General features: G+C 69.6%; 15 protein-coding genes and 1 pseudogene. 9 read left to right on the plus strand and 7 right to left on the minus strand.

Annotation, left to right across the window (positions count from 1 at the left end; translation table 11 throughout):
• The 3 genes from H4281_RS44825 to H4281_RS44835 all read left to right on the plus strand — a co-directional run.
• On the plus strand, positions 1–663 hold a 663-nt coding region (locus H4281_RS44825), incomplete at its 5' end, for an NBR1-Ig-like domain-containing protein (RefSeq protein WP_246412845.1).
• A 540-nt stretch (positions 664–1,203) separates the two neighbouring features.
• A complete protein-coding gene (locus tag H4281_RS44830) occupies positions 1,204–2,031 on the plus strand; it encodes a choice-of-anchor P domain-containing protein (protein WP_182896924.1) in 828 nt (275 codons plus the stop codon).
• Complete coding sequence (locus tag H4281_RS44835; protein WP_182896925.1) at positions 2,028–2,609, plus strand: class F sortase; 582 nt, start codon at positions 2,028–2,030, stop codon at positions 2,607–2,609. The genes H4281_RS44830 and H4281_RS44835 overlap by 4 nt, the downstream gene beginning before the upstream one ends.
• Before the next feature lie 64 nt (positions 2,610–2,673).
• On the opposite strand, the gene H4281_RS44840 is transcribed toward H4281_RS44835, so the two are convergent.
• Entirely contained in the window at positions 2,674–3,168 is a 495-nt protein-coding gene (locus H4281_RS44840; protein WP_182896926.1) for a MarR family transcriptional regulator, read from the minus strand.
• Between the two features lie 41 nt (positions 3,169–3,209).
• Positions 3,210–3,452 (minus strand): hypothetical protein, encoded by a 243-nt coding sequence (locus H4281_RS44845; protein WP_182896927.1) that lies wholly within the window; start codon positions 3,450–3,452, stop codon positions 3,210–3,212.
• A 103-nt stretch (positions 3,453–3,555) separates the two neighbouring features.
• On the opposite strand from H4281_RS44845, the gene H4281_RS44850 reads away from it, so the two are divergent.
• Both H4281_RS44850 and H4281_RS44855 read left to right on the plus strand, forming a co-directional pair.
• A complete protein-coding gene (locus tag H4281_RS44850) occupies positions 3,556–4,929 on the plus strand; it encodes an FAD-binding oxidoreductase (protein ID WP_182896928.1) in 1,374 nt (457 codons plus the stop codon).
• A 146-nt stretch (positions 4,930–5,075) separates the two neighbouring features.
• A complete protein-coding gene (locus H4281_RS44855) occupies positions 5,076–6,842 on the plus strand; it encodes an MFS transporter (protein WP_182896929.1) in 1,767 nt (588 codons plus the stop codon).
• On the opposite strand, the gene H4281_RS44860 is transcribed toward H4281_RS44855, so the two are convergent.
• The 3 genes from H4281_RS44860 to H4281_RS44870 are packed head-to-tail and all read right to left on the minus strand — an operon-like array spanning position 6,839 to position 9,029.
• Positions 6,839–7,030 (minus strand): DUF1737 domain-containing protein, encoded by a 192-nt coding sequence (locus tag H4281_RS44860; protein ID WP_182896930.1) that lies wholly within the window; start codon positions 7,028–7,030, stop codon positions 6,839–6,841. The two genes, H4281_RS44855 and H4281_RS44860, sit on opposite strands and share 4 nt — an antisense overlap.
• A gap of 50 nt (positions 7,031–7,080) precedes the next feature.
• Positions 7,081–8,439, minus strand: coding sequence for a DHA2 family efflux MFS transporter permease subunit (locus tag H4281_RS44865; protein WP_182896931.1), 1,359 nt, complete (start codon positions 8,437–8,439; stop codon positions 7,081–7,083).
• Positions 8,436–9,029 (minus strand): NADPH-dependent FMN reductase, encoded by a 594-nt coding sequence (locus H4281_RS44870; RefSeq protein WP_182896932.1) that lies wholly within the window; start codon positions 9,027–9,029, stop codon positions 8,436–8,438. The genes H4281_RS44865 and H4281_RS44870 overlap by 4 nt, the downstream gene beginning before the upstream one ends.
• A gap of 65 nt (positions 9,030–9,094) precedes the next feature.
• Between H4281_RS44870 and H4281_RS44875 the strand changes: the two genes are divergently transcribed.
• Positions 9,095–9,721: a TetR/AcrR family transcriptional regulator gene (locus tag H4281_RS44875; protein ID WP_182896933.1), complete on the plus strand. Its 627-nt coding sequence runs from the start codon at positions 9,095–9,097 to the stop codon at positions 9,719–9,721.
• 33 nt (positions 9,722–9,754) lie between these two features.
• Here H4281_RS44875 and H4281_RS44880 read toward each other — a convergent pair whose 3' ends face one another.
• Positions 9,755–10,429 (minus strand): peptidylprolyl isomerase, encoded by a 675-nt coding sequence (locus tag H4281_RS44880; RefSeq protein WP_182896934.1) that lies wholly within the window; start codon positions 10,427–10,429, stop codon positions 9,755–9,757.
• A gap of 42 nt (positions 10,430–10,471) precedes the next feature.
• Entirely contained in the window at positions 10,472–10,726 is a 255-nt protein-coding gene (locus tag H4281_RS44885) for a DUF2631 domain-containing protein (RefSeq protein ID WP_237598549.1), read from the minus strand.
• A 93-nt stretch (positions 10,727–10,819) separates the two neighbouring features.
• On the opposite strand from H4281_RS44885, the gene dxr reads away from it, so the two are divergent.
• The 3 genes and pseudogenes from dxr to H4281_RS46060 all read left to right on the plus strand — a co-directional run.
• Positions 10,820–12,016, plus strand: a complete 1,197-nt coding sequence (dxr, locus tag H4281_RS44890) for a 1-deoxy-D-xylulose-5-phosphate reductoisomerase (protein ID WP_182896936.1) — start codon at positions 10,820–10,822, stop codon at positions 12,014–12,016.
• 172 nt (positions 12,017–12,188) lie between these two features.
• On the plus strand, positions 12,189–13,391 hold the full coding sequence (locus tag H4281_RS44895) for a M50 family metallopeptidase (RefSeq protein WP_182896937.1): 1,203 nt from the start codon (positions 12,189–12,191) through the stop codon (positions 13,389–13,391).
• Between the two features lie 118 nt (positions 13,392–13,509).
• Positions 13,510–13,646 (plus strand): annotated as a pseudogene (locus tag H4281_RS46060) (flavodoxin-dependent (E)-4-hydroxy-3-methylbut-2-enyl-diphosphate synthase); the annotation flags it as partial.

Below are 13,646 nucleotides of genomic sequence, written 5' to 3' on the forward strand. Positions count from 1 at the left end.
TCGGCGGACGGACCTTCTCCCGCTCCGGAACCGCTTGCTGCTGACCCGGCGATCTCCGCGCCGGAAGCGCCGCCTGCTGCACATCCGACGTCGCCCGTGCCGGAACCGGTGCCTGCTGCCGATCCGGCGATCTCCGCTCCGGCCTTCGCCGCCGAACCGGCCGCGGGCAAGACCCGCCGCTGGGGTTCGATCGCGGTCGCCGCGACGGTGCTGGTCGTCCTCGGACTCGTGGCCGCCGTCGTGGTCCTCGCCACTCCGTCCTCGCGCGACAAGGAAGCCGCCGCCCCGCACTACCCGCTGCCCGGCGACTCGTCCGGCTTCGGCGGCGACGGCCTTCCCGGCGACGTCACCTTCCCGGACGGCGCGAAAGCCCGCTACGGCCAGACGTTCACGAAGATCTGGCGGCTGAAGAACACCGGCTCGGTGCCGTGGCGCAGCCGCTACTTGCAGGTCGCCGGCGGCACCACCGTGCTGTGCCCGTCGCCGCCGCGCGTCCCGGTCCCGGACGCCGAGCCGGGGCAGCTGGTCGAGGTGAGCGTCCCGGTGACGCCGACCGGAACCGGCGTCTGCCACGTCCTGTGGAAGATGGTCGACGAACGGGGCGCGCTCGTGTTTCCGGACCGGACCGGGATTTTCTATCAGGTCACCGTCTCCGTCGAGTAAACCGCGTAACCGGGAACGGGCCCGGAGTCCTTTTCGGACTGTCCACAATCGCGCGTCGCCGCTGGTCACCGCCCCGGGCAGGAAAATCGTACCCTTTTCCCCGTTCGCTCGTTCCGCTCCGGTCGATTCCATTGTGGACAATTTCCGCCCGCGTGGGCGCCGGTTCCGGGACGAATTGGCGGACCGGAAATGGCGGCCGTAGCGGTCACAATGCGGAGGGTGTTCGGCGAATACCCTCCGCAGGATCACCCCTCCGGGTGGAGTGCGGGGCAATCCGCCATCGGGGCCCCGGTTCCGGTAGCTCAGCGTGAGAAAACCCCGTCGGCGGAGCCGCGTTACATCACTCTTTAGTGGTGAAATTGCGATAATTGTGGTCACGGGAACCGGCGGGCGGGCGCGGTGCGCGACGGATCTTGCTTTGCGTTTCCAGGGCGTCTTGATAATGTCGCGCCCTGCCAGGGACCGACAGTTGTGCTCGGTCACGCGTGGATTCGGGGATCCGTGCGACGGCTCCATTCTTGATGTTCGGAAGGACAATTCATGCGTTCTGCCCTGCTGCGCGGACGGACCGTCGCGGTCGCCGTTCCCGCGCTGGCTTTGCTCGCCGCCGCCGTCGCCCCGCCGGCGCTCGCCGCCGAGGCGCCCGCCGGTTCGGCCTACGGCGCGTCCGCCTCGGTCTCGCTGCTGCCCGGTGTGCTCGGCGACAAGGGGATCACGGTCGACACCGGCAAGATCGCGCCCTCCTCGACCGAGGGCCCGGAGTCCGCGCAGGTGGTGAACGTGCCGTTGAAGGGCCTGGTCACGGCCAAGGCGATCAGCAGCTCGGCGAAGCAGGACGGCAGCAACGGCCCGGTCGACGCCAAGGCCTCGATCGTCGACGCCGCGCTCCCGGTGCTCGCCCCGCTCGCCGGCTCCACCCCCAAGGCCCGGGTGATCAGCTCCGAGTGCAAGTCCACCCCGGACGGCATCACCGCCTCGTCCGAGCTGGCCGGCCTCGACCTCGGCAAGATCGGCAAGATCCCGGTGTCGACCAAGCCGAACCAGAAGCTCGGCATCGACGGTGTGCTCCAGGTGATCGTCAACGAGCAGATCAAGCACTCCGACGGCAGCCTCACCGTGAACGCGCTGCACATCAAGCTCCTCGGCGGCGACGTCACCGGCGCGCTCGGCAAGGGCGACATCGTCCTCGCCTCGGCCACCTGCGCCAAGGTCGCGGGCAACCCGAGCACCCCGCCCACCACGCCGCCGACCACCCAGCCGAGCAAGCCGGGCACCCCGCCCGCCGAAGGCCCCGGCCAGGTCAAGGTCGTGCCGGTCGGCGCGCCGGAGACCGGCGACGGCACGCTGGCCGCGGTGACCGCCCGGTGACGCGTTCCCGGTTCGGGCTTTTCGCGCTCCTGCTGGCTTTCGTCGCGAACTTCGCCCTGCTGGGCTGCGGTTCGGCGGATACTCCGCCCGCGGCAGGCCCGGCGAGTTCCGCGGCGGCCGCGCAGCAGGTCGCGGACCCGGTCTCGCTCGACGTTCCCAGCATCTCCGCGCATTCGTCGCTGGTGCCGCTCGGCCTCAACGACGACAAGACCGTCCAGGTGCCGCCGGTGGACCAGCCGCTGCAGGCGGGCTGGTACCACTTCGGACCCAAGCCGGGCCAGGTCGGACCGGCGGTCGTCCTCGGGCACATCGACGGCAACCACCAGAAGGGCATTTTCTGGCGGCTGCACGAGATGAAGAAGGGCGACAAGGTCATCATCGGGCGCAAGGACGGATCGACGGCCTCGTTCACCGTGACCAAGGTGGACCAGATCGCGAAGAAGACGTTCCCCACCGAAGCCGTGTACGGCAACACGTCTGACTCGCAGATCCGCCTGATCACGTGCGGCGGCGCGTTCGACGCCGAGAAGAAGAGCTATCTCGACAACATCATCGTGTACGGCACGCTCGACAGCTGAGCAGTGCCGACGGATACCGGGGCCTCGTCGTTTCGCGCTCGGGCGAAGCGGCGGGGCCCTGCCGTCATTCCCCGGAAAGTTCGTGGGTCGCGGCCCGGCCCGCTTCGGCGGTGCGGCGCAGGAATCCGGCGATCAGCATGAGTTCTTCTTCGGTGTACCCGGCGCACAGGTCGTCCATCGCCGAGTTCATCCCGCCGTACACGCGAAACAGTTCCTGCGTGCGTCCCGGCACCGCCCGCACGGTGACCGCGCGCCGGTCGGCGGCGTCGGGATCCCGTTCGCGCACCACCCAGCCGCCGCGCTGCAGGCGGTCGAGGATGCCGGTCACGGTCGCCGGGTGCAGGCCGGCGCGGCGGGCGAGCGCGCTCGGGCTCAGCGGCCCGGCGGAGGAGATCAGTTCGAGGCAGTCGAGGTCGACGTCCTTGAGCTTCAGCCGTCCGCCGACCTGGTGGTTCAGCAGCGACAGCTGATTGCGCAGTTCCCGCAGCGACTCCTTGAGGGCCACTGTGGTGCGCCGCCTGCGCCGCGCCGTCTCCGTTCCGGATGCTCCGGACGCCATCTGCTCCGCCCTCCCGTTTCTCGCTGGTCAGCGTAGCCGGGTCAAGCGGCGGCGAGCAGCGCTTCCCCGGCCGGCGTCAGCACGGCGGGCACCGGCTGCCCGAACAGCCCCGGTTCCTTCGCGCGCAGCAGACCGGCGTGCGCCAGCGCGTGCGCGGTGAACTGGTCGCTGCACGGCAGGCCGTCCACGAACAGGTCCGGTTCGCAGCTGCAGGTCAGCCGTCCGCGCCCGGCGGCGACGGCACGCAGCATCGAGATCCCGCGGCGAGTGACGGTGGTGTTCATGGCTGCCTCCTCGAAGCTCGCTCTCACCGATACGTCGAACGAGCCGCGCGGATTTCGACCTAACCTGACGGGGAAAGCCGACCGGAAGAACGCGGGAGCCCCCATGCTGATCGACGACCTGCACACCGTCCTGCCGGACGACCGGATCGTGCGGGACCCCGATGTGCTGCGCAGCTTCGCGCACGACGAGGCGGAGTGGGCCCCGTACGGCGAACCGGCGGTCCTGGTCCGCCCGCGCACCGCGGACGAGGTGCAGGCGATCGTGCGGCAGTGCATCAACCACGGCACACCGGTGGTGCCGCGCGGCGCGGGAACCGGGCTGTCCGGCGGGGCGAACGCGCTCGCCGGATGCGTGGTGCTGGCGACCGACCGGATGACCGCGATCAAGGAGATCGATCCGGTGGAGCGGCTCGCCGTCGTCGAACCCGGGGTGGTCAACGACGATCTGCGGGCGGCTTGTGCGGAACACGGGCTGTGGTATCCGCCGGACCCGGCCAGTTCGCCGTGGTCGACGATCGGCGGCAACGTCGCGACCAACGCGGGCGGCGTGTGCTGCGTGAAGTACGGCGTGACCCGCGACTACGTGCTCGGGTTGCAGGTTGTCACCGGCACCGGCGAGCTCGTGCGGCTCGGCCGCCGGACTGCGAAGGGCGTGGCTGGGTACGACCTCGCCGGGCTGATGGTCGGTTCGGAGGGAACGCTTGGCGTCATCACCGAAATCACCGTGCGGCTGCGGGCGAAACGCGCGCCGGAGGCGACCGTCGCGGGCTACTTCGACTCGACGGTCGCGGCGGGGGAGGCGGCAGCGGCGATCCGCGCGGCGGGGATCGTCCCGTCGGCGCTGGAGCTGGTGGACCGGCATTGCCTGGCCGCGGTCGACGCGTGGAAGAACATGGGCTTGTCCGCCGACGCGAACGTGGTGCTGCTCGGCCGCAGCGACGTGCCGGGCGGGCACGAGGCCGCGGTGATGGTGGAGTGCTTCGAGAAGGCGGGCGCGACCTGGGCCGCGCAGTCGACCGACGAGGCCGAAGCGGACGCGTTGTTCGCGGCCCGGCGGCTGGCGTACCCGGCGCTCGAACGGCTCGGCCCGGTGCTCACCGAGGACGTCTGCGTGCCGACGCATCTGGTGCCGGAAATGCTCGCCCGGATCGATTCGGCGGCGCAGCGGCACAATACGCAAATCGCCAATATCGCGCATATCGGCGACGGGAATCTGCATCCGCTGCTGATTACGCCGACCGGGGACGACGCCGCGCAGCGCCGCGCGCAGGCCGCGTTCGACGACATCGTCGCCGACGCGCTCGAACTCGGCGGGACGGTGACCGGCGAGCACGGGGTCGGCCTGCTGAAGCGCCCCGGCCTGGAAAAAGAGCTGGGACCAGCGGTTCTCGACCTGCACCACGCCGTCAAGAACGCCCTCGACCCGCACGGGATCCTCAATCCCGGAAAGGTTGTCGGAGGTCCTGCTCAGCGGTAACTCGACCGAGTGAAAGTAAATAGTCCACAAAGGATAGTCATCCGTTTGTGACCCTTGTCTCCCAGTCGTTTTCTTTTGTTGGTTGCCTGCCGCAACCAACTTGCTTAGCCTAGCTAAGGGAACGGCTGGGAGAAGGGTTTTCGACTGTGGCGGAGCGCAGGACGTATTCGATCGCGGAACTCGGTCCGCGGTACAAGTGGATCGCGCTGTCCAACACGACGCTCGGGATGCTGATCGCGACGATCAACTCGTCGATCGTGCTGATCGCGCTGCCCGACATCTTCAAGGGCATCGGCATCAACCCGCTGGAGCCGTCGAACACGAGCTACCTGCTGTGGATGATCATGGGATTCCTCGTGGTCACCGCGGTGCTGGTGGTGGCGTTCGGCAGGCTCGGCGACATGTACGGCCGGGCCAGGATGTACAACCTCGGCTTCGCCGTCTTCACCGTTTCCTCGATCATGCTGGCGATCACCTGGTTCGACGGCGACGCGGCCGCGTTGTGGCTGATCGGCTGGCGGATCGTGCAGGGCGTCGGCGGCGCGTTCCTGATGGCGAACTCGTCGGCCATCCTCACCGACGCCTTCCCGGCCAACCAGCGCGGGCTCGCGCTCGGCATGAACGGCGTCGCGGCCATCGCGGGCTCGTTCCTCGGCCTCGTCGTCGGCGGCGTGCTCGCGCCGGTGAACTGGAACCTGATTTTCCTGGTGTCGGTGCCCTTCGGCGTGATCGGCACGGTGTGGGCCTACGTCAAACTGCACGACACCGGCGTCCGCCAGCACGCGAAAATGGACTGGTGGGGCAACATCACCTTCGCGGTCGGCCTCATCGCGGTGCTGGTCGGGATCACTTACGGAATCCAGCCGTACGGCACGTCGCAGACCGGCTGGGGCAGCCCGATGGTGCTGTCCTGCCTGATCGGCGGGGTCGCGGTGCTGATCGCGTTCGTGGTGATCGAGACGAAGGTGCCCAACCCGCTGTTCCGGCTGTCGCTGTTCCGGATCCGCTCGTTCAGCTGGGGCAACCTGGCGAACCTGACCGCGTCCCTCGGCCGCGGCGGGCTGCAGTTCGTGCTGATCATCTGGCTGCAGGGAATCTGGTTGCCGCAGCACGGTTTCACCTTCGAGCAGACGCCGCTGTGGGCCGGGATCTACATGCTGCCGCTGACCATCGGCTTCCTGGTGGCCGCTCCGACGTCCGGCATCCTGTCCGACCGCATCGGCAGCCGCGCGCTCGCCTCCGGCGGCCTGGTCATCACCGCGCTGACGTTCCTGTTGCTGACGCTGCTGCCGGTGAACTTCGACTACTGGGCGTTCGCTGGGATCCTGCTGCTCAACGGCATCGGCATGGGCATGTTTTCCTCGCCGAACCGGGCCGAGGTGATGAACAGCCTTCCCGCCGACGCGCGAGGTTCCGGCGCGGGCATGATGACGACCTTCCAGAACGCGGCGATGGTGCTGTCGATCGGCTTCTTCTTCAGCCTGATCATCGCGGGTCTCTCGGACCACCTGCCGATCGCGATGTCGCAGGGCCTGACCGAACACGGCGTTCCCGCGGCGGCCGCACAGCAGGTCGCCCACCTGCCCGCGGTCGCGGTGCTGTTCGCGGCGTTCCTCGGGTACAACCCGATCCAGCAGCTGCTGGGCGGCCAACTGGGAAGTCTGCCCGCGGACCAGGCGAGCTTCCTGACCGGACGCAGCTTCTTCCCGAACCTGATCTCGGGCCCGTTCCAGGACGGCCTCGCGGTGGCGTTCGGCTTCGCGATCGTGGTGTGCCTGATCGGTGCGGTGGCGTCGCTGCTGACGAAGGACACGAAGAAGTCGCCGGAGTCGGTCGGCGAGGAACTGGCCGCGGTGGCCGGGGAATCCGGGGGCGGGCCTAGCGAGCTGGTTTCTCCCCGGAGCGACCGCTAGCGACTTCCGGCTTCCGGCCACAGCACGGCTTGGGCGACGATCACGTTCTCGCCGTTGAAGGTCAACGCGGGGCCCTCGTGCAGGCGATAGCCGAGCGCGAGGGCCTCGCTGACCCGGCGGCAGAAGGCGGCGTCGTCGGGACCGGTGAGGACTCGGTAGACGGGAAGACCGTCTGGAGGTTGGCTCATGCGGTCATGATGTCGTGAGTGGCGGCGCCGGTTCTAACCGGCGCCGCCACTCACGAGGCCCTCCGCACCGACAACGCCGTCGCCAACGACCCCACCGCCCCCACGCTGATCGCCGCGAACCCCATCCGGAACGCCGTGTCGAGGTCTGGCAACCGTCCGGCGATCAGCACCGCGAACACCGCACCCCCGAGCGATCCGCCCACTCGCAGCAGGATCGTCACCTGCGCAGCAGCATCCGGAAGCCGCGACGGTTCCACCGTCTTATACGCCGCGATCCCCATCGGCATGCTCACCAACGCTACCGAGGCCCCATACCCCGCAAGCAAAACCTGCACCACCACGCCAGGCGCATCCACCGGCAGAAACGCGAACGGCACCGTGCTCACCACCGCCAGCACCGCGCCCGCCAACGCGACTGGCGCGGCACCGTAACGATCCACCGCCCTCCCCGTCACCGGAGCGATCGCCGCCGTGGCACCGGCGAAGCCGAGCAAACTCAGCCCAGTGTCAACGAAATCCAGATGCCGACCCAGCTGAAAGTACAGCGTCACGACAATCCCGCTGCCGAAGATCAGTGCACCGTTGAACGCGGCGGCCAGGCTTGCCGCCCGGTAAAGCCGGTTGCGGTAGAGGGAAAAGTCCAGCAGCGGGCGCGGATGCCGACGGCACCGCAGCACGAACCAAACCAGCAAAACGAGACCAGGCGCCAAGATCGGCCATTCGAGCCGTCCAGTGTCGCCCCACGTCGTGACGGTGTACAGGACCAGCGGCAGTCCGGCGGCGATCAGGGCCAGGCCGGCGAAATCGATCCCGCCGGTGGTCTCCCGGGAGCCGCGGGGCACGTAGCGGAGACCGAGAAACAGGCCGGCCGCCCCGATCGGCAGGTTGATCAGGAACAGCCACGGCCACGAAAGCCCGTGCAGGATCAGGCCTCCGGCGAGCGGGCCGAGCGCGGGTGCGACGCTCACCGCGATCCCGAGCGTCGCCATGACCCGACCGAGCCGCGCGGCGCCGACCTGTTGTCCCAGAACGGTTTGCCCGGCCGGGATCAGAACGCCCCCGGCCAAGCCTTGCAGGAACCGGAACGCGATGAGCGCCACGACATCCGGGGCGACAGCGCACAGTCCGGACGCGACGGTGAACGCGGCGAGGGAGAAAAGCCAAACCCGGCCGGCGCCGAAGCGCCGGGCGAGCCAGCCGGTCAACGGAAGCGACAGGGCGAGCGCGAGCAGGTAACCGCTCGCGACCCATTGCGTCACTGAGAGATCCGCGCCGAGGTCGCTGCTGATCGAGTCGAGGCCGATCGTCACCACGGACGCGTCGAGTCCGCTGGCGAACGCGCCGAACACGATGATCCAGCAGATCCGCCAGGTCGCGCGGTCAATCGGGGCGGCGACGGTGGTGGTCACTGCGATACCCGCAGGGTGCGCAGTGCGGTCGACCAGTCGACAAGTTCCCCCAGCATCCGCGTCAGGATGCCTTCGTGGTGGTCGGCGGGCGCGAAGGTGCCGGGCTCGGCCATGTCGGGGATGACGAAATCGGTGAACAGCCCCAGCGCGACCTGCGAGCGCACGCAGGCGACCTTCACCTCGGCGAGCGTCAGCCGCAGGTGTTCCACCGCGCGCGTGCCGCCGTTGGTTCCGTAGCTGACGAAACCGGCGGCTTTGTCGGCCCACTCGGAAAACAGGAAGTCGATGGCGTTCTTGAGCGCCGCGGGCATGGAGTGGTTGTACTCGGGGGTCACGAAAACGAAGCCGTCGAAGCTGCCGACGAGCCGCGCCCAGCGCTGGGTGTGGTCGTTGCGGTAGCCGCCGATCGCGGCGGGCATCGGTTCGTCCAGGAACGGCAGGTCGATTTCGGCGAGGTCGAGCACCCGCACCTCGGCCCGGTCGCCGAGGAAGGCGGCGGCGCGGGCGCGGGTCCATTCCGCGACCTGCGTGGCCCGGCGGCCCGGGCGGGTGCTTCCGGAGACGACGGCGATGCGCAGCGGAGAAGTCATGCCCCGAAGGTACAACGCTCGTTGTAGTTTTTGCAACGACCGTTGTACTTCGGCATACTGAGCCGGTGCGGACGGACAAACAACGTGCTCTGCTCGACGGCGCCCTGCGGGTGTTCGCGCGGGACGGCTACTCGCGCGCCAGCATCGACGTGCTCGCGGCCGAGGCGGGCGTGTCGTCACGGACGATTTACAACCACTACGGCGACAAGGCCGGGCTCTTCCGAGCGGTGATCCTGGACAGTTCGGACCGGGTCGCGGAGCGGCAGATCGGGGTCGCGGACAAACTGCTCGGCCGGATCGCCGACCTGGAGGCCGACCTCGTCGAGTTCGGCCTCCAGTGGGCGAAACGCGATCCGGAAACCGAACCGCACTGGGCGCTGGTGCGCCAGATCCAGGCCGACCTGGACCACATCGACCCGGAGACGGTCGCGGCGTGGAAGGAGCGCGGCCCGACCCGCGTGCGGCGGGCGCTGGCCGGGCATCTCCGCGGGCTCGCCGCGGAAGGCCACCTCGAATTGGAAGACCCGTCGCTGGCCGCGGTGCACCTCGTGCAGCTCACCGCGGGCAGCGCCGCCGCGGCCGAACCGGGGGAGGACTGGGAAACGGTGATCCGGTCCGGCGTCGGCGTTTTCCTGCGCGCTTACGCGCCGGGCGGCACCAGTCGAAGCCGGCCGAGCGGCCGCCGGTCGTGAGCGGCGATGCCGGCATCGCCACGCACGAGACGGTCACCCGCCGAAGCTGACGGAGCGGATCTTCACCGGATGCTTGGGCGCGCCGTCGAGCGGGCCGTTCGGGTCGGTCGGGATGATGCCGTCGGCGACCATCCGGTCGAGGACCTCCATCCCGCGCACCACCTTGCCGAGCACCGAGTAGTTCGCCGGGATGTGCGCGAACGAGTGCACGATGAAGAACTCCGACCCGTTGGTCCCCGGACCCTGGTTCCCCATCGCGACGGTGCCGCGCTCGTAGGTCTCCGCTCCGGTGACCTCGTCCGGGAATTTGTAGCCCGGGCCGCCCTTTTCGACCTCGTAGATGTCGCCGCACTGCAGGACGCCGAGGCGTGCGGAGTTCGTCAGCCGCCAGCACTGCGAGCGGTCGTAGAAGTGCTGCAGCACCAGGCTGGTCATGTTCGCGACGGCGCACGGGGCCGCCCCGGCGCGGTCGAGGCGCACGGTGACCGGGCCGTAGTTGTAGCGGAAGGTGACGTCGACCGTTCCGCGGGTGAACGCGAACGGCAGCGGGCGCAGCACGGGACGCGCCGCCGGGTTGTCCGGCGTCGGCGTGAAGGTGCAGCTCACCACTGGCGGCTTCGCCGAGGGGGCAGCACTGGCCGGGGCCGCGGTGCACAGGGAAAGACCGGCGATGACGGCGGCCGCGAGCGCGGCCCAGCGTGGCTTCATGGGCCCGGAAACTAGCGAATCCCGGGCCGTCGGCGCCAGCGCTTACTTGCGCCAGGCGGTGCGGCTCTTGCGCAGGTCGAGCAGCAGGAGCAGGACGATGAACGCGGCCAGGCCGACGAGCCACACGTTCTCGGTGTTGTTCTCGTGGTTGCCCTTGATCATCACCAGCAGGATGGCCGCGGACACCCAGCCCGCGATGCGGGTGGCCTTCGGGAACGAGCCGTGCCAGCCCCATTCCGCCGACGGCTCGTCGCGCGGGTCGACCTCGGGGCGCTTCTCGACCGCCTTGCCTGCCACGACCACTCCTTCAAACCGCCTGACGTTGTGCCTTCGCATGATCCCACACCGCTGGCCGCCGCGCGGACACGACCCGGGCCATAATGCTTGCTGATGACTACTTCGCGAAGCGTCCTCGTGCTGGGCTCCACCGGGTCCATCGGGACCCAGGCGCTCGACGTCGCCGCACGTAATCCGCATTTGTTCACGATCGCCGGCCTCGCCGCCGGCGGTTCCGACCCGGCGGCGCTCGCCGAGCAGGCGATCGCGCACGAAGTAGCGGCCATCGCCGTGACGAAGCCCACGGCGGTCGAAGACGTGCAGCTCGCGCTGTACGCCGAGGCCCAGCGCCGGGGGTATGCGAAAGGCGAATTCCGCCTCCCGCGCATTCTCGCCGGCGCCGACGCGGTGGCGGAGCTGATCGACTCGGTGCCAGTGGACGTCGTGCTCAACGGGCTGCCCGGTTCCCAAGGCCTCGACCCGACGCTGCGCGCGCTCGCCACCGGCGCGACGCTCGCGCTGGCCAACAAGGAATCCCTCATCGCGGGCGGTCCGCTGGTGCTCGCCGCGGCGAAGCCGGGACAGCTGGTGCCGGTCGACTCCGAGCATTCGGCGATGGCGCAGGCGCTGCGGTCCGGCGAGGACAACGAGGTCGCGCGCCTCGTGCTCACCGCGTCCGGCGGCCCGTTCCGCGGAAAGAAGCGCGCGGACCTCGGCGAGGTCACCGTCGAACAGGCGATGGCGCACCCGACGTGGTCGATGGGACCGCTGATCACCATCAACTCCGCCACCCTGGTGAACAAGGGCCTGGAGCTGATCGAGGCGTCGCTGCTGTTCGGCATCGAACCCGCGCGGATCGACGTGACCGTGCACCCGCAGTCGATCGTGCACTCGATGGCCACCTTCGCCGACGGCTCCACGATCGCCCAGGCCAGCCCGCCGGACATGCGGCTGCCGATCGCGCTGGCGCTGAACTGGCCGCATCGCGTGCCCGGCGCGGCCGCCGCGTGCGCTTGGGACACCGCAGCGAGCTGGACCTTCGAACCGGTCGACAACGAGGCGTTCCCGGCCGTCGAGCTGGCTCGCGCGGCGGGTACCGCGGGCGGCTGCCTCCCCGCGGTGTACAACGCGGCGAACGAGGAGTCGGTGGCCGCGTTCCTGGCGGGCAAGGCCAAGTTCCTGTCGATTGTGGACACGGTGTCGCAGGTGGTGTCCGACGCGGACGAATGGCGGCGCGAACCCCGCGACGTCGCGGACGTGCTGGCCGCGGAGCAGTGGGCGCGCACCCGGGCCGCCGAGCTGCTGGGATGAGCGCGACCGGTGCGCGAAGCCGCGCCGGTCGATGCAACACTGGTTTCACGCTGGCGGCGGATACTTGAACCCGGAACTTTCTCGGGTGGTCTCACCGCCTGGAGCCGTGGAAGACGACGAACCTGCCGCCACCGCATCGCGGGCCGCGGCTGAGGGGTGAGGTGCAGGGCCCGTGCTTGCCTATGTGATCGGCGTGGTGCTCTTCGCGCTCGCGATCTGTGTCTCGGTCGCGTTGCACGAAGCGGGCCACATGGTCACCGCCCGGATGTTCGGGATGCGGGTCCGCCGGTACTTCGTCGGCTTCGGGCCGACGGTGTTCTCCTTCCGGCGCGGTGAGACCGAATACGGCCTCAAGGCGATCCCGCTCGGCGGCTTCTGCGACATCGCGGGCATGACCGCGCTCGACGAGGTCACCCCTGAAGAGGCCCCGCGCGCGATGTGGCGGTTCAAGGCCTGGAAGCGGACCGTCGTGATGTCGGCCGGGTCCATCACGCACTTCCTGCTCGGCTTCATCGTGCTGTTCGTCATGGCCGCGACCATGGGCCTGCCGAACGTGGACCAGAAGCCGATCGTCTCGACCATCTCCGACTGCGTGCGCGGCGGCACCACGGTCGAGCAGGTCAACAACCCGGTCTGCCAGCCCGGCGACCCGGCCCCGGCGAAGAAGGCGGGCCTGCTGCCCGGCGACGTCGTGGTCTCGGTGGCCGGCAAGCCGACGCCGACCTGGGACGCGATGGTGACCCAGGTCAAGGCGGTCTCCGGGCCGGTCCCGGTGGTCGTGGACCGCGGCGGGAAGCAGGAGACGTTCGTCGTGGACGTGCCGAAGGTGACCCGCCCGGCCGCGAACGGCGGCACCGAATCGGTCGGCGCGGTCGGCGTCGGGGTCGCGCGGAGCATCCAGTACAGCGTGGGCGGTGCGCTCGGCGGCGCGGCGTCGTTCACCGGCGACATGTTCGCCCGCACGTGGGACGGGCTGATGGCCTTCCCGAAGCGCATCCCGGCGGTCTTCAACTCGATCTTCGGCGGCGAGCGCGACCCGGACACCCCGGTCAGCGTCGTCGGCGCGAGCAGGCTCGGCGGCGAGGCGGTCGAGGCCGGGCTGTGGCAGGTCTTCCTGCTGCTGCTGGCCAGCCTGAACTTCTTCATCGGCGTGTTCAACCTGCTGCCGCTGCTGCCGATGGACGGCGGGCACATCGCGATCGTCTGGTACGAGCGGGTGCGCGACTGGCTGCGCGGCCTGCGCGGCAAACCCGCGGGCGGCCCGGTCGACTACACGAAGCTGTCCGCGATCACGATGGTCCTGGTGGTGATCGGCGGCGGCGTCACGCTGCTCACGGTGACAGCCGACATCGTCAACCCGATCCGCCTGCAGTAACCGCGCGCACCGGCCGGGTCACGCCCGCGTCCCCGGCCGCCCGACCGGGGGTAACGCTGCTCACCGCGTCGGCTGACTTCGTTGAAACGCGCCCGGGTGGGGTGGGTACGCTGGAAGCGTGACCGTCGCGTTAGGTATGCCCGCTCTGCCCCCGCCCGTTCTCGCCGAGCGTCGCAAGACCCGCCAGCTGATGGTGGGGTCGGTGGGAGTCGGCAGCGACCACCCGATCTCGGTGCAGTCGATGACCACGACGCT

Origin of the sequence: Amycolatopsis dendrobii (genome assembly GCF_014145675.1) — a bacterium.
GTDB classification, from domain to species: Bacteria; Actinomycetota; Actinomycetes; order Mycobacteriales; family Pseudonocardiaceae; genus Amycolatopsis; species Amycolatopsis dendrobii.